Raw genomic sequence first — 16,047 nt, 5'->3', positions numbered from 1 at the left:
CGATGCATGACCCTAGAACAGATCCGCATCTTCCTGGCCGTCGCCGAACGCCAGCATGTGACCCGGGCCGCCGAGGCGCTGAACCTGACCCAGTCGGCGGTTTCCTCGGCGGTGGCGGCGCTGGAGGCGCGGCACCGGGTGCGGCTCTTCGACCGGGTCGGGCGGCGGATCGCGCTGACCGAGGCCGGGCGGCGTTTCATGGACACCGCCCGCGCGCTGCTGGCCGAAAGCGAGGCGGCCGAGCTGATGCTGGCCGATCTGGGCCAGACAGCACAGGGCCGGCTGCGGATCTCGGCCAGTCAGACCGTCGGGTCCTACTGGCTGCCGCCGCGGCTGGTCGCTTTGCATGAAACCCATCCCGGCGTCGCGATCTCGCTGAAGATCGGCAATACCGCGCAGGTCGCCCGGGCGGTGGCCGAGGGCACCGCCGATCTGGGCTTTGTCGAGGGCGAGGTCGATGCCCCTGACCTGCTGACCCGGGTGGTCGACCGCGACGCGCTGGCGCTGGTGACCCGCACGGGCCATCCGCTCGCCGGGGCGCCCGCCCCCGACCGCGCCGCCTATCTGGCGCAGGACTGGATCGTGCGCGAACCGGGCTCGGGCACCCGCGCGGTCTTCGAGGATCATCTGGCGGCGATGGGGCTGGCGCTCGGCGATCTGAGCCTCGCGATGGAGCTGCCCTCGAACGAGGCGATCCTCGCGGTGGTCGCGGAAAGCGACTACGCTTCGTTCCTGTCGGCCGGCACGCTGGCCGCCCATGTCCCGGCCGGGATCTCGTTTCGCGAGGTCGACTGGACCGCGCGGCCCGAGCGGGCGTTTTCGGTCCTGATCCACCCCCAGCGCTATCGCAGCCGCGCGGTCGAGGCCCTGCTGACCCGGATCGGCGGCGCCTGACGGCGCTTATTCGGCCGGCGCCGGGGCGAAGCGCGCGAAGACAGTTTCGTTGCCCGGGGCGGGATGGCGCGGGATCATAAGCGCCAGCGCCAGCGAGGTCGCCGCCATGCCCGCCGCCAGCAGGAACACGCCGCCCGGCGAGGTGACCCAGAGATAGCCCAGCGCCGCAGGCAGGAAGACCGCCGCGATATGGTTGATGGTGAAGGCCACGGCGGCGGTCGGGGCGATGTCGCCCGGATCGGCGATCTTCTGGAAATAGGTCTTCAGCGCGAAGGCCAGCGCGAAGAACATGTGGTCGATCACGTAAAGCGTGGCGGCCAGCACCACGCCCCAGCCCAGATAGTAGATCCCGCCATAGGCCAGAAAGACGCAGATCAGCCCGGCATACTCGAAAACCAGCGCCGGCCGCTCGCCCCAGCGCGCCACCGCCTTGCCCATCAGCGGCGCGAAGGCCATGTTCGCCAGGAAGTTGATCAGGAACAGCGCGGTGACCTCGTTCACCTCGAAGCCGAAGCGTTCGACCATCATGAAGGCGGCAAAGACGGTGAAGATCTGCCGCCGCGCCCCCGACATGAATTGCAGCAGGTAGTAAAGCCAGTAGCGCCGCCGCAGGATCAGCCGCTTGACCTGCGGGTTCGGCGCCTCGAATTGCGGATAGGCCAGGAGGCAGAACAGCGCGACGACCGCCGTGAACCCGCCCGAGGCGAGATAGACGAAATTGTACGAAAGCTCGAAGGTTTTCCAGGTGACGACCAGCAGCCCGTAGGCCAGAAGCGCCGCCGCGGACCCTGCGGCCATCAGCCAGCCCAGCGTCTGCGGCGCCTTGTCCTTGGCGATCCATTGCAGCTGCAGCGACTGGTTCACCGTCTCGTAATAGTGAAACCCGATCGAGCTGAGCATGGTGATCGTGAGGATGCCGCCCAGCGAGGGGAACCAGGCGGTGACCGCCGTCGCCGCCCCCAGAAGAAGCAGCGACACGACCCCCAGCACCTGTTCGCGCATGAAGAGGATCAGCGCGATCACCCCGATCGCCAGAAAGCCCGGCACCTCGCGCACGGTATGCAGCCAGCCGATCTCGACCCCGGTGAAGCGCGCGGCCTCGATGACGAAATTGTTCAGAAGCGCCGACCAGGTGGCGAAGGCCACCGGCATCGCGAAGGCCATCACGAATAGAAGCGACACCGGCCGCCGCCAGAGCGGCAGCGTGTCGGCGGCATCGAGGCGGAGGGGGACAAATCGCAGGCTCATTGTCTTCCCATATCCGTGAAATCCTGCGCTGGCGAGACGATTCCGGCAGGGTCTCGCAGGCCGCGGGGGCCTGACCCAGATCAAGGCGGGCCGGGTCCGACGACGGCAGAACCCTTGGCCAGGGAGAGAGGAGATCTGCATGGATATCGTCCAGCTGGTGGAGCGCATCGGCGAGGGCCCGACAGCCGCGCTGTTCGGCCTGATCGCCGGGGGGATCTTCGGGGTCGCGGCGCAACGGTCGGCCTTCTGCCTGCGCGCGGCGGCGGTCGAGGTCGCGCGCGGCCAGCTTGGCGCCCGGCTGGCGGTCTGGCTTTTGTGCTTTTCGACCGCGCTCGTCTGGGTGCAGGCGGCCGAGCTGTCGGGCCTGATGCGGTCGGGGGATGCGCGGATCATGGCGGTGCCGGGCTCGTGGTCGGGCGCGGTCGCGGGCGGGCTTCTTTTCGGCATCGGCATGGTGCTGGCGCGGGGCTGCGCCGGGCGGATGCTGGTGCTGGCGGCGACCGGCAACCTGCGCTCGGTGGTCTCGGGACTGATCTTTGCGGTCGTGGGCCAGATGAGCCTGCATGGCTGGCTGGCGCCCCTGCGCGACCGGATCGCGGGGCTCTGGGTCACCGCGGGCGGGCGCAACAGCGATCTGCTGGGCGGGCTCGGCCTGCCGCGCGAAGGCGGGTTGGGGCTGGGCCTGATGATCGCGGTGCTGGCGCTCTATCTGGCGCGGCGCAACCGGATCTCGTTTCGCAAGCTTGTCTTCGGCGCGGGGGTGGGCTTTGCCGTGGCGGTCGGCTGGGTGCTGACCTTCGGGCTGTCGCAGGTGGCCTTCGACCCGGTGCAGGTGCAAAGCCTGACCTTCACCGGCCCCTCGGCCAACACGCTGATGTTCTTCCTCGAACGCCCGGCGATCCTGCAATTCGACATCGGGCTTGTGCCCGGCGTGTTCCTGGGCGCCTTCGCCGCTGCCTGGGTCGGGGGCGATCTGCGGCTGCAGGGCTTCGAATCCGAGGTCAACATGCGCAAGGCGATGATCGGGGCGGCGCTGATGGGCTTCGGCGGCATGCTGGCGGGCGGGTGTTCCATCGGCGCGGGCGTGACCGGGGCCTCGATCTTCGCGGGGACCGCCTGGCTCGCGCTGTTCAGCATGTGGCTCGGCGCGATGGCGACCGATTACCTGATCGACCAGCCGCACGGCGCCGCGCGCCCGGTCTGAGCCTCACATGAAGCTTTGCGGGTCGATATCGACGGCAAGCCGCAGGTTCGGCGGCAGCTTGACCGGCGCGATCCAGTCGGCGATGGCGGCCTGAAGCGGCACGCCCTTCGGCGCCTTGACCAGAAGCCGGACCCGATGGCGCCCGCGAATGCGCGCGACCGGCGCGGGCGCCGGGCCGAAGACTTGCGCCCCCACCCGGCGCAGCGCGCCGTCGTTTCGCGCCAGCCAGATGCCCAGATCGAAGGCGGGTTTCGCCTCGGGCGCGGAAAGGATGATCCCAGCCATCCGGCCGTAGGGCGGCACACCCGCCGCCCGGCGTTCTTCGGCCTCGGCGCGCCAGAAGCCCTCTTCGTCGCCGGTCAGGATCGCCCGGATCACCGGATGCTCGGGCTGGTAGGTCTGCAACAGCGCCAGCCCCCGCTCGGCCCCGCGCCCGGCCCGCCCCGCGACCTGGCGCATCAGCTGGAAGGTGCGCTCGGCCGCGCGCAGATCGGACCCTTGCAGCCCCAGATCGGCGTCGATCACGCCGACCAGCGTCAAAAGCGGGAAGTTGTGACCCTTGGCGACGAGCTGGGTGCCGATAACGATATCGGCCTCGCCGCTTGCGATGGCCTCGATCTGGGCCTTCAGCGCCCGGGCCGACCCGAACAGGTCGGACGACAGCACCGCGACCCGCGCCTCGGGGAACAGTGCCACCGCCTCTTCGGCCAGCCGCTCGACCCCCGGCCCGACCGGTGCCAGCTTGCCCGCAACCCCGCAGGAGGGGCAGGTTTCAGGAATGGGCTTCGTCTCGCCGCATTGATGACAGACCAGCCGCTGCTGGAAGCGATGCTCGACCATCCGCGCGTCGCAGTGATCGCAGCCGATCATGTGGCCGCAGGCGCGGCAGACGGTCAGCGGCGCATAGCCCCGCCGGTTCAGGAACAGAAGCGACTGCCGCGAGGCCCCGAGCCGCGCCCGAACCTCGGCTTCGAGCGCGGGCGAGATCCAGCGCCCGGGTGCCGTGTCTTCGGCGCGCATGTCGATGGCGGCCATCTCGGGCAGGGTCGCGGTGCCAAACCGCGCCGCCAGATCGAGCCGCGCGTATTTCCCCGCATCGGCATTGGCCCAGCTTTCCAGCGACGGCGTGGCCGAGGCCAGCACCACCTGCGCCGAACACAGCGAGGCGCGCAGCACCGCCATATCGCGGGCGTTGTAAAGAACGCCCTCTTCCTGCTTGTACGAGCTGTCATGTTCCTCGTCGACGACGATCAGGCCCAGATCGCGAAACGGCAAGAACAGCGCCGAGCGCGCGCCCACCACCAGCTGCGCGCCCCCCTCGCCCGCCATCCGCCAGAGCCTGCGCCGTTCGACCGAGGTCACGCCCGAATGCCATTCCGCGGGGCGCGCGCCGAAACGGGCCTCGACCCGGGTCAGGAATTCGGCGGTCAACGCGATCTCGGGCAGCAGCACCAGCGCCTGACGGCCCTGCCGCAGACAGGCGGCGACGGCTTCGAGATAGACTTCGGTCTTGCCCGAACCGGTGACGCCCTTCAGCAGCGTCGTGCCGTAGGCCCCCGAGGCAACGCCCGCACACAGCGCCCGCGCGGCGGCGGCCTGATCCTCGGCCAAAGCCTTGCCGGGCCGCGTCGGATCGAGCCGGGGATAGGGGCGGTCGCGCGGCAGATCCTCTTCCAGCACCGCACCCGAGGGCACCAGCCCCTTGATCACGCCGGGCGAAACCCCGGCCTCGGCCGCCAGTTCAGACAGGGTGAAGGACAGCCCGCCAAAAGCCTCCAGAACCACCAGCACCCGCTCGCGCGCAACCGTCATCCGGTCGGGCTGCCCCTCGCCCCGGCGATAGACCCTGAGCGCGCCCGGCGCCTCGCCCAAGCCCGGCGTCCGGGTGGCAAGCCGCAGCATCAGCGACAAGGGCGTCAGGGTGTAGTCGGCCGCCCGGGTCAGAAAGGTCCGCATCTCGTCCCGCATCGGCTGCGCGTCCAGCACGCGGCCGACCCGGCGCAGTTTCGCGGCATCGAAGCTGCCCTCGCCCGGCCCCCACACGACGCCCATCACCCGGCGCGGGCCCAGCGGCACCTCGACATAATCGCCCAGCCCGCAGCCGCCTTCGGGCGCCAGATAGTCCAGCACCCGGCCCAGAGGCTGCGCGGTCAGAACGCCCACCCGCGCCCCTTCGGGAAAAACCTCCCTCATCGCGCCGCCCCGTCCCACCGGGGTTTCGGCCCGGCCCCGCATCGGCTATCACCGGCGCGACCGATTGCAGCAAGGCCCGGGGAGGCTTTCATGAAATTCTTTGTCGATACCGCCGATATCGAGGCAATCCGCGAACTCCACGACCTGGGGATCGTGGATGGCGTGACCACCAACCCGTCGCTGATCCTAAAATCGGGCCGCGACATCCTGGAGGTCACGAAAGAGATCTGTGACCTGGTCGACGGCCCGGTCTCGGCCGAGGTGGTGGCGACCGGCGCCGATGCCATGATCGAGGAAGGCCGCAAGCTTGCGAAGATCGCGTCCAACATCGCGGTCAAGGTGCCGCTGACATGGGACGGGCTGAAGGCCTGCAAGACGCTTTCCGGCGAAGGGCACATGGTCAATGTCACGCTGTGTTTTTCCGCCGCGCAGGCGATCCTTGCCGCCAAGGCCGGTGCCACCTTCGTCTCGCCCTTCATCGGCCGGCTCGACGACATCAACCTCGACGGTCTGGACCTGATCGCCGATATCCGCACGATCTACAACAACTACGATTACAAGACCGAGATCCTCGCGGCCTCGATCCGCTCGGTCAACCATATCAGCGAGGCCGCCAAGATCGGCGCCGATGTCGTGACCGCGCCGCCCTCGGTTCTGAAACAGATGGCCGCGCATCCGCTGACCGACAAGGGCCTTGCGGCGTTCATGGCCGACTGGGAAAAAACGGGGCAGAAAATTCTTTAGGGCTGGTGTATCCTGCCTCAAAATACAAAGCACACGAGGCAGAAAACATGAGCAGCACCGCAGCGATAGCGGACGATCTTCGCGCGAGGATCATCAACGAGCCCAAGGTGATCCTCGACGATCCGGACGTGATGCGCGCCCTGGTCGCGGCCAATGACAAGATGATGGGCGCCAACATCGTCGATCTGCGCGGCATCGCGATGGAACGGCTCGAGGCGCGGCTCGACCGGCTGGAAGAGACCCACCGGTCGGTCATCGCCGCCGCCTACGAAAACCTCGCAGGCACCAACCAGATCCATCGCGCCGTGCTGCGCCTGCTGGAGGCGCCCGATTTCGAAACCCTGCTGGGGCTTCTGGACGACGATCTGGCCGCGATCCTGCGCGTCGATTGCGTGCGGCTGGTTCTGGAAACCGATGGCGACCGGGCCGAGACGGCGCTGGCCGCGCCCGGCGGCGCAGTGCGGGTGATGACCGCAGGATTTGCCCGGAGCTATGCCGGAAACGGCACCAGCCGGCCGCCGCGCCGGATCGTGCTGCGCCGCACCGGACCGCATTCCGAGTCGATCTACGGCAGCCGGGCCGCCGAGCTGCGGTCCGAGGCGTTGCTGACGCTCGATCTGGGCGAGGCCCGGCTGCCCGCGCTGCTGGCGCTGGGGTCGGCCGATCCGCAGCAATTCACCCCCAATCAGGGCACCGACCTGATGGAATTCTTCGCCGATGCCGTTGAAAGGGTGCTGCGGCGCTGGCTGGCATGAGCCTCGCGCTCAGCCCGGCGCTGCGCGACGCGCTCGAAGCCTGGCTGGCCGAGGAACGCGCCATCGACGGCGCGTCCGAGGCCACGATCCGGGCCTATGCGACCGATCTGCGGGGGTTTCTGGCGTTTCTGGCTGACTATGACGGCGAACCCGCAGCCCCCGCGCGGCTCGCGCGGATCGAGCTGCGCGACCTGCGCGCCTGGATGTCACATGAACGCGGGCGCGGGCTGGGGCCGCGGTCGCTGGCGCGGGCGCTGTCGGCGGTCAAGGGCTTCTTCCGCTGGTTCGGCAAGCGCGAGGGGTTCGAACCGACCGCCGTTCTGTCGGTGCGTTCGCCCAAGTTTACCCGCAAGCTGCCCCGCCCGCTGGCCGAGGACGCCGCCCGCGCGGTGATCGCCGATCTCGGCGACACGCCCGAGGTGCCCTGGATCGCGGCGCGCGACGCGGCCGTCGCGACGCTTTTATACGGCTCGGGGCTAAGGATTTCCGAGGCTCTGGGGCTTCGGGGCCGCGACACGCCGCTGCCCGACATGCTGCGGATCGTCGGCAAGGGCGGGAAAGAACGGCTGGTGCCGGTCCTGCCGGTCGCGCGCGAGGCGGTCGCCGCCTATCTGGACCTCTGCCCGTTCGATCTTGTGCCCGACGGGCCGCTTTTTCGCGGCGCGCGCGGCAGGGCGCTGAACCCGCGGATGGTGACCCGGGCGATGGAGGGGGCGCGGGCCCGGCTGGGCCTGCCCGCCTCGGCCACGCCGCATGCGCTGCGCCACAGTTTCGCCACACATCTTCTCGCCGCCGGGGGCGATCTCAGGACCATTCAGGAACTGCTGGGCCATGCCTCGCTGTCGACCACCCAGGCCTATACGGCGGTCGATACGGCACGGCTTCTGGACGTCTACGACGCGGCCCATCCCAAGGCCTGAGCGGCCCGGCCCGGCGGCGGTCACAGACGCGCGATTCGGGGTATTTGCCGACAGATGCCCCCGGTTCCGCCTCATTTGATCCACCATTCCGGTGTTCAATGGCGAAAGCCGGACCGTGTCTTCCCGACACGGGCCTGCTCCATTGTGACTGCTGGAAAGGACAGCCATGAACATCTCGATGACCAGCTCGGCCCTGACCGGGCTGGGCGCCGCGCGGCAGACCCCGCCGCCTCCAGCGGCGTCCGGCTCCTCCGAGGCCCAGACCAGAAGCTCGGAGGATACGCGCCTCAAGCTTCTGGAAGCCGAGGAAAGCGAGGACTCCCGGTCCGCGCGCCGTCCGCTGACGGCCTCCGACGACGCATCGGCCTCCGACGACGCATCGGCGACCGACCGGCGGACCGAAACCGCGACCGTCCCGGCGGCGCCGCCCGAGGCCGTCGACGACCCCCGGCCCACCCCGGCGCCCAGCCAGACCGAGTCGATCATGCAGGGCGTCCTGTCCAGCCTGAGCGACACCGGTTCGTCCAACGACCAGGCGTCGACCCAGGCCGAAGCGCTTTACACCGCGATGCAACGGATGCTGACGGAAAAAGCTGCCTGACCGAGGCCGCGCCGTCATCTTTGCCCCACCACCTGCCCCCTGGCTTGATGGCCGGGGGAATGTACCCGTCATGAGTCTCGGGATCACCCGGGGACGTTTCCCGACTGCCCACCGCGCGACCGGGACCCTTCGGCCAAACGCTTTCAAATCCGGAAAAATCCTGCGGAAAAACCTGCGCCGCCCGGGGCTTCCGCAGGGGGGCCGTTCAGGTTTGACCAACCTCTTCTTCCGAGCATGGGGCTCCACCTGTCTGCTCAGAAGGAGAGACCATGACCGCACCAATCGCAGGCGACTTCTCCGCCTGGGGCGTCGCTGCAGCACGCAAGGCGCTACATATCGATTCCCGCCAACAGGGGCCTGCGCCCTCCGGCCAGGCCCAGTCCGCAACGGACATCCTGAGCCAGATCGACAAGGACAAGGATGGCGGCCTGTCCTATGGCGAGGTCGCCAGCACCGGCCTCGCGAACCTGATCGACGCCAACGCCAAGTCGGATGTCGATAACAATGGCGATGGCCTTCTGTCGCTGTCCCAACCGGAAACGCGCAGGGAAACCCTCGGAACTCCAGGCGCCACCGAGAACCTCGTGAAAAGCATGATGGAGCTCGAGACCGAGGCCGCAAAGCCTCCGGAAGAAGCCGCTGGCCCCTACGATCCGACGGGGAACAGCCAGCCTTCGACCCGGGACAGCGCCCTGAGCAGGATCGCGGACTTCCTCGATCCGGACAACCGGGTGGTGTCGGTCGGCGATGAGGACAAGGCGGCCGCCCGGTCGGACATAGCGGCCAATCGCCAGACTCCACCGCCGGATTCGGCCACCGGGCTGCTGCAGAGCGAGTTCCAGACCGACAGCTCGTTCGACCGGTCGGTCTTCAAGGACCAGCTGGCGCTGCAGACCGGCGTTGCCACCTTCCAGAACACCAAGGCGCTGTTCTCGGGGGCCGCTGCCTGATCCCGCGACAAGGATGGGGGCCGGGTCGATCCGGCCCCCGCATCGTCTCAGCCCAGGGCCGCGCTGCAGCGCCCGCAGGTCTGCGGATGTGCGTGCTGGCCCACATCGGGCAGGATCTTCCAGCAGCGGCCGCATTTCTCGCCCTCGGCCTTTTCGAAGACCACGCCCACACCATCGACATCGGGCAGGCGGAACGCCTCTTGCGGGCGCGGGTCGCCGCTGAGCTGCACCGCCGAGGTGATGCAGATATCGGCGAAATCGACCGATTTCAGCGCCTTCAGCACCTCGGCATCGCGCACATGCACCACCGGCGCGGCCTCGAGGCTGGCGCCGATCACCTTGTCCTGACGCTGGATCTCGAGCGCGGCGGTCACCACGCGGCGCACCTGACGGATGCCCGCCCATTTCGCCGCCAGCGCCTCGTCGCGCCAGTCGGCGGGCGTGTCGGGAATGTCCTGCAGATGCACCGAGCCCTCATCCCCGGGGAAGCGCGAAAGCCACACATCCTCCATGGTGAAGACGAGGATCGGCGCCAGCCAGGTCGTCAGCCGCTGGAACAGCAGATCCAGCACGGTCCGAGACGCCCGCCGGGTCGCCGAGTCGGCCGCGTCGCAATAAAGCGCGTCCTTGCGGATGTCGAAATAGAAGGCCGACAGATCGACGGTGCAGAAGTTGAACAGCGCCTGGAACACGCCCTGGAAGTCATAGGCGTCGTAGCCCGCGCGAACCTTTTCATCCAGTTCCGCCAGCCGGTGCAGCACCCAGCGTTCCAGTTCCGGCATCTCGGCGGGCGCGACCCTCTCGGCCTCGGAGAAGCCCGCGAGGTTGCCCAGCATGAAGCGCATGGTATTGCGCAGACGCCGGTAGCTGTCGGCCACGCCCTTGAGGATCTCGGGGCCGATCCGCTGGTCGTTGGTATAGTCGGTCTGCGCCACCCAGAGCCTGAGGATGTCGGCGCCGTATTGCTTGACGACCTCTTCGGGCACGATGGTGTTGCCGAGCGATTTGGACATCTTGTTGCCCTTCTCGTCCAGCGTGAAGCCATGGGTCAGCACGCCGCGATAGGGCGCGCGGCCCAGCGTGCCGCAGGCCTGCAGCATCGAGGAATGGAACCAGCCCCGGTGCTGGTCGGTGCCTTCGAGGTAAAGATCGGCGATGCCATCCTCGGTGCCGTCGGCGCGGTCGCGCAGCACGAAGGCATGGGTCGAACCGCTGTCGAACCACACGTCCAGCACGTCGAAGACCTGGGTATAGTCCTCGGCATTGTAATCGTTGCCGAGGAAGCGCTCCTTGGCGCCGGGCGCGTACCAGGCATCGGCCCCTTCGGCCTCGAAGGCGGCGGTGATGCGCGCGTTGACGGCGGGGTCCTTCAACAGGAAATCGGGATCGGTGGGCTTGGCGCCGGTCTTGACGAAGCAGGTCAGCGGCACGCCCCAGGCGCGCTGGCGCGACAGCACCCAGTCGGGGCGCGACTCGATCATCGAATGGATGCGGTTGCGGCCCGATTGCGGCGTCCATTTCACCAGCTGGTCGATCGAGGCCAGCGCGCGCGCCCGGATCGTGTCGCCATAGGTGCCCATGCCGTCGTCCAGCGTGTGGTCGATGGCCGCGAACCATTGCGGCGTGTTTCGGTAGATCAGCGGGGCCTTGGACCGCCAGCTATGCGGATAGCTGTGCTTGAGCCGCCCGCGCGCGATCAGCGCACCGACCTCGACCAGGGTGTCGATGACGCGGCGGTTGGCATCGCCCTCCTTGCCGTCGGGCCGGATGATGACGGCGCCGGCGAAAAGCGGCAGGTCGGGCCGGCAGCTGCCGTCTTCCAGCACGTTGTAGGTCATCGGCAGATTGAACTTCAGCCCGATCTGGTAGTCGTCATCGCCATGGCTGGGCGCGGTGTGGACAAAGCCCGTGCCCGCGTCATCCGTGACGTGATCGCCCGGCAGCATCGGCACGTCATAGTCCCATTCGCCGTTGCCTCCCTCGATGCCGCGGAAGGGATGCGCGAGCGTCAGCGCGCCCAACGCGTCGGCGGACACATCGGCCACGCGGGTCCACATCTCTGACGTCAGCCGGGCCGAGCCCAGCACGCTTTCGGCCAACGCATCGGCAAGGATGAAGCGGTCGCCGACCTTGGCCCAGCATTCCTCGGGCGTTGCCGTGACTTCGTAAAGCCCATAGCCGATCTCGGGGCCGAAGCAGACCGCGCGGTTCTGCGGGATGGTCCAGGGCGTCGTGGTCCAGATCACCACCTGCGCGCCGTCCAGCGCCTCGGACGCCCCCGAAACGATCGGGAACTTCACCCAGATTGTGTGGCTCTGATGGTCGTGATACTCGACCTCGGCCTCGGCCAGCGCGGTCTTTTCCACCGGCGACCACATCACGGGTTTCGAGCCCTGATAGAGGCAGCCGTTCATCAGGAACTTCATGAACTCCTCGGCGATCACCGCCTCGGCATGGAAGTCCATGGTCAGATAGGGATCGGCCCAATTGCCGGTGACGCCCAGGCGCTTGAACTCCTCGCGCTGGACATCGACCCAGCCCTCGGCGAAGCGGCGGCATTCCTGGCGGAAATCGACGACATCGACCTTGTCCTTGTCGAGCCCCTTGGCGCGGTACTGTTCCTCGATCTTCCACTCGATGGGCAGGCCGTGGCAGTCCCAGCCCGGCACATAGCGGGCGTCGCGGCCCATCATCTGCTGGCTGCGGACGATGAAGTCCTTGAGGATCTTGTTCAGCGCGTGGCCGATATGCAGGTGCCCGTTGGCATAGGGCGGACCGTCATGCAGCGTGAAGGGCGCCCGGCCCTCCTTCTCGCGCAGCCGGTCATAGATGCCGATCCGCGCCCACCGCTCCAGCCAGGCGGGTTCGCGGGCGGGCAGGCCCGCGCGCATCGGAAAATCGGTCTCGGGCAGGAAGAGGGTGTCTTTGTAGTCGGGTGTATCGGCACACATGGCAGGAATCCTCGGAATGCGATCCGGATTACGGTCTTGATGATGTCTGGAAAGTTCGGCGCGACGGGTCAAGCGCCTTTGCCCGGTCGCTCTGGATCAGAGCGCCGGGCCCGTAATTCGACGGATCGGCCGGACAGAACAAGGCATGCCGCCTCTATAGACAGCGGCCGGACCAAGGTAAAGCGCCGCTACCCCCTGCGGCGACGCAGCGCGACCAGACCGCCCAGCGCGCTTGCCAGCATCAGCCCCGCCGCCGGCAGCGGGATCGGCGCCGGAACCGTGGTGATCGCGCCCACCCCGTAGATGTCGACGCCCGCCCAGGGACCGTCATAGGGCAGATGCGCGATATCGACACCGCAGGCTTCGCCCACGCTCCATTCCATCAATCCGGTCTCGGGGTTGCAGTAGCGCGGCAGGTCGTAGATCGCGACATAGGAGAATTTCATTCCCGGCAGCACGCCCTCGGCGCTGTCGATGTCGATACCGGTCGAGCCGCCGTAAAAGATGTCGCCCTCGGCGCCTGAAAGCTTGAACCAAGTATCGGCCGAGTCGCCAATGCCGATCCAGACCATGAAATGTTCATCATGATCGCCGCCCGCGAAAACCTGCAGATCGTTGGTCGAGTCGCCCGACGGGATGAGAAGGTTGTCGGTGAATTGCAGCGTCAGCATCCCGCCCTCGCCCAGGGACACATAGCCGTTGCACTCGCCAAGGGAACTGTCGGGACCGGCCGAGGCCACGCCCAGCGCATTCGAGGCATCGGTGCAGGGCGCCACGCCGCCGCCAAAGCCGAAACCCGGCGTGAAACTCGCGACCCGGTCCGCGAAAGAGATATCGCCCGCGGGGAAATCGATCCCGTAGACGGTGCTCGCGGTCGCGGACTGGCCAGCAAGAAGGCATGCGGCACCCAGAAGGGCCGCCGGAAGGGCGTGTGTCATGGCGCTCGATCTCCGGTTCGCCCGGCGGGTCGCCGGGCCCGCCCCCAGTCTACCCCGGCCCGACCGTCAAGCTCAAGCAAACAAGGGTTAATCGGCCGGGGCGCGGGGACAGGTCGCAGGCCCGGGCAGATCCGCGACGGTCAGGAATCGGCCCGCGAGAAGACGCCGGTCAGCGCCCGCTTGACCAGCGCGCTGACCGAGGGCCTGCGCGCCTCGCGGAAGGGCAGCGGACGGCAGACCTCCATCGCGGCGACGCCGACCCGGGCGGTCAGGGCGCCATTGACGACGCCCTCTCCGAAGCGGCGCGAGACCTTGGCCAGCATGCCGCCCCCGGCAATCGAGCCGATCATGTCATCGCCCACCGCGACCGCGCCGGTCGCCACCAGATGGGTCATCACCGCGCGCGCCAGCCGGATCGAGCCCAGCACGCCGCCGCGTCCGCCATAGATCTCGGCGATCCGGCGGATCATCCGGAGGTTCGCGGTCAATGCGGTCAGCAGATCGGCCAGCGCCAGCGGTACGATGGCGGTGATCGTCGCCACCTGTCGCGCGGCTGCCTCGATCTCGCGGGTGGCCGCCGCATCGAGCGGCAACAGCAGCTCGCGCTCGGCCAGCCCCATCAGCCCGTCGGCGTCGAAGATCTCGTCGCGCCGCTCGGCCAGCCGGGCGCGGCCCCAGCGGGTGTCCTCGCGCGCGGCATAAAACCCCGTCAGACGGTCGACCAGCGCCCGGGCCGCCTTCACGTCATTGGCACCGATGGCGGCCTCGGCCTCGCGATGCAGCGTGTCGAGCCGCCTGAGGCGCGCGAAGGCCGCCATCTCGCGGAGCGCGATCAGCAGCACGGCCAGCGCGACCAGCCCGACCAGCGTCAGGGCGATGGTGCCGAGGATCTGGTTGCGCTCGAACAGCCCGAAGACGAAGTTCCAAGCCGCGACCGAGATCACGAAGCCCAGAAGCGTGACGAAGGACGACCAGAAGAACCGCGCCAGCCGCGAGGGGCGCCGCGCGGCCAGCGCCGCAAGGGTCTTCATGGCGCGCCCCTCGGGGGCCGGGTCCTCGTCCTCGTCGGGCACCGGCGGCGCCGTGGCCGGGCTGACCGGCGGGTCCTGGGGCGGCGGGCCGGCAAACGGTTCGGGCTCGGGCCTGCGCGCGGGCCGCGCGGGCGCCGTCTCCTCGTCCTCGAGGTCGAACACGACGGGGCGGCGGGTCATCTCAGGCGGTCTCCCAGCAGGAATTCGGCGGCCTTGTCCAGCCGGATATGCGGCGGCCCCTCGCCCGGCTTCAGCGTCAGCCTAGCCGGGGCGAAATGCATGACCTGATAATCGCCGTCGAGCCAGTCCTCGGCCCCGTCCCGCGCCGGTTCCAGCAACAGCGCCGGGTCCTCGGGCAGCTCGCCCGGGTAAAGCGCGGTCTGCCGGCCCGTGGACATCAGCGTGCCTCGCACGCAGTCATAGCTTTCGCCGCGCTGCTCGCGGGTCTCCTCGACCGTCGCCCGAAGCGCGGCAATGGCCATCGCCGCGGTCTCGGCCCCGGCGAAATCGGCGCGGCGGCGCGCGTCCTTCATCAGCGCCTGCATGATCGAGGTCAGGCGCGCATGCTGGGAATGGTGCAGATGGTCGGCCTTGGTCGCGGCAAAGAGGATCTTCTCGACCCGCTTGCCCATCAGGAAGCGGGTCAGCCAGGCATTGCGCCCGGGCCGGAACGCGCCGAGGATCTCGGTCATCGCGCGGCGCAGGTCCTCGACCGCGCGCGGCCCCGCATGGATCGCCCCCAGCGCATCGACCAGCACCACCTGCCGGTCGATCCGCGAGAAATGATCGCGGAAGAAGGGTTTGACCACCTCGCGCTTGTAGGCCTCGTAGCGGCGTTCCATCTCGCGCCAAAGACTGCCGCGGGGCGTGCTGCCGCCCGGCACCGGCAAGGGCGCGAAGGTCAGCACGGGCGAGCCCGCCATCTCGCCCGGCAACAGGAAGCGCCCCGGCGTGCAATCGGAAAAGCCCGCCTCGCGCGCGATGTTCAGCGCCTCGGTGAAGCGCGCGGCCAGCATCTGCGCGGTCGCCTCGTCGAAGGGCGCGCCCGGATCGACCCCGCCCAGCGCCGCGACAAAGCCCTCGGACCCCGGACGCTGGTCGAGCCGACCCAACGTGTCGGCCGCCCATTCGGCATAGTCCTTGTCCATCAGCGCCAGATCCAGCAGCCACTCGCCGGGATAATCGACAATATCGACATGGATCGTGCGCGGCCCCGTCACCGCGCCGAAGATGCTGCCAAGCCCGCCGGGTCGCACCTTCAAGGACAGCCGCAATTCCGAAACGGCGCGGGTCGAATCGGGCCAGTGCGGCTCGGACCCGGTCATCGCCGCCAGATGCGCCTCGTAATCGAAGCGCGGCACGGTGTTGTCGGGCTGAGGCCGCAGATAGGCCGAGACAATGGCCCCCGAGGCGGCCGCACGCAGCTGCGGCATCCGCCCCCGGTCGAGCAGGTTCGCCACCAGCGAGGTGATGAACACGGTCTTGCCCGCGCGCGACAGGCCGGTCACGCCCAGCCGCACCACGGGTTCCATGAAGGTCTCGGAAACCGCGGCGGCGATGCCTTCGACGCCGCGTGTCATTCCATCCGCCAGATCGCCGATGCGCAAGGTCGCTCCTT

The 16,047-nt window shown here is 68.6% G+C and carries 13 protein-coding genes; 7 read left to right on the top strand and 6 right to left on the bottom strand.

Annotation, left to right across the window (positions count from 1 at the left end):
- The first annotated feature begins 6 nt into the window (after positions 1–6).
- Entirely contained in the window at positions 7–894 is an 888-nt protein-coding gene (locus C8N38_RS08745; protein WP_108026199.1) for a LysR substrate-binding domain-containing protein, read from the top strand.
- A 6-nt stretch (positions 895–900) separates the two neighbouring features.
- Here the strand turns inward: C8N38_RS08745 and C8N38_RS08740 are convergent, their stop codons facing one another.
- Positions 901–2,142 carry an MFS transporter gene (locus tag C8N38_RS08740; protein WP_108026197.1) on the bottom strand — a complete coding sequence of 414 codons (1,242 nt, stop codon included), beginning with the start codon at positions 2,140–2,142 and terminating at the stop codon, positions 901–903.
- Positions 2,143–2,281: 139 nt separating this feature from the next.
- Here C8N38_RS08740 and C8N38_RS08735 point away from each other — a divergent pair, with 139 nt between their 5' ends.
- A complete protein-coding gene (locus C8N38_RS08735; protein ID WP_108026195.1) occupies positions 2,282–3,346 on the top strand; it encodes a YeeE/YedE family protein in 1,065 nt (354 codons plus the stop codon).
- A gap of 3 nt (positions 3,347–3,349) precedes the next feature.
- Here the strand turns inward: C8N38_RS08735 and C8N38_RS08730 are convergent, their stop codons facing one another.
- A complete protein-coding gene (locus tag C8N38_RS08730; RefSeq protein WP_108026193.1) occupies positions 3,350–5,539 on the bottom strand; it encodes a primosomal protein N' in 2,190 nt (729 codons plus the stop codon).
- Between the two features lie 90 nt (positions 5,540–5,629).
- Here C8N38_RS08730 and fsa point away from each other — a divergent pair, with 90 nt between their 5' ends.
- From fsa to C8N38_RS08705, 5 genes are all read left to right on the top strand, one after another.
- A complete protein-coding gene (gene fsa, locus C8N38_RS08725) occupies positions 5,630–6,283 on the top strand; it encodes a fructose-6-phosphate aldolase (protein WP_108026191.1) in 654 nt (217 codons plus the stop codon).
- 47 nt (positions 6,284–6,330) lie between these two features.
- Positions 6,331–7,038, top strand: coding sequence for a DUF484 family protein (locus C8N38_RS08720; RefSeq protein WP_108026189.1), 708 nt, complete (start codon positions 6,331–6,333; stop codon positions 7,036–7,038).
- On the top strand, positions 7,035–7,958 hold the full coding sequence (locus C8N38_RS08715) for a tyrosine recombinase XerC (RefSeq protein WP_108026187.1): 924 nt from the start codon (positions 7,035–7,037) through the stop codon (positions 7,956–7,958). Before C8N38_RS08720 ends, C8N38_RS08715 begins: the two co-directional genes overlap by 4 nt.
- A 166-nt stretch (positions 7,959–8,124) precedes the next feature.
- A complete protein-coding gene (locus C8N38_RS08710; protein WP_108026185.1) occupies positions 8,125–8,559 on the top strand; it encodes a hypothetical protein in 435 nt (144 codons plus the stop codon).
- A gap of 269 nt (positions 8,560–8,828) precedes the next feature.
- Positions 8,829–9,509, top strand: coding sequence for a hypothetical protein (locus C8N38_RS08705; RefSeq protein ID WP_108026184.1), 681 nt, complete (start codon positions 8,829–8,831; stop codon positions 9,507–9,509).
- Positions 9,510–9,556: 47 nt separating this feature from the next.
- Here the strand turns inward: C8N38_RS08705 and ileS are convergent, their stop codons facing one another.
- The 4 genes from ileS to C8N38_RS08685 form a co-directional block, all read right to left on the bottom strand.
- The gene (ileS, locus tag C8N38_RS08700; protein ID WP_108026182.1) at positions 9,557–12,460 is read right to left on the bottom strand and encodes an isoleucine--tRNA ligase; all 2,904 of its coding nucleotides are present in this window, start codon (positions 12,458–12,460) and stop codon (positions 9,557–9,559) included.
- A gap of 188 nt (positions 12,461–12,648) precedes the next feature.
- Positions 12,649–13,398 carry a VPLPA-CTERM sorting domain-containing protein gene (locus C8N38_RS08695; protein WP_108026180.1) on the bottom strand — a complete coding sequence of 250 codons (750 nt, stop codon included), beginning with the start codon at positions 13,396–13,398 and terminating at the stop codon, positions 12,649–12,651.
- A 140-nt stretch (positions 13,399–13,538) separates the two neighbouring features.
- Positions 13,539–14,609, bottom strand: coding sequence for a YcjF family protein (locus C8N38_RS08690; protein WP_108026178.1), 1,071 nt, complete (start codon positions 14,607–14,609; stop codon positions 13,539–13,541).
- The gene (locus tag C8N38_RS08685; protein ID WP_108026176.1) at positions 14,606–16,036 is read right to left on the bottom strand and encodes a YcjX family GTP-binding protein; all 1,431 of its coding nucleotides are present in this window, start codon (positions 16,034–16,036) and stop codon (positions 14,606–14,608) included. The genes C8N38_RS08690 and C8N38_RS08685 overlap by 4 nt, the downstream gene beginning before the upstream one ends.
- Between the last annotated feature and the right edge of the window lie 11 nt (positions 16,037–16,047).

It is taken from the genome of Rhodovulum kholense (assembly GCF_003053725.1).
GTDB classification, from domain to species: Bacteria; Pseudomonadota; Alphaproteobacteria; order Rhodobacterales; family Rhodobacteraceae; genus Rhodovulum; species Rhodovulum kholense.
The sequence above is the reverse complement of the archived record's forward strand: the minus strand, read 5'-3'. Positions and strand labels throughout refer to the sequence as shown.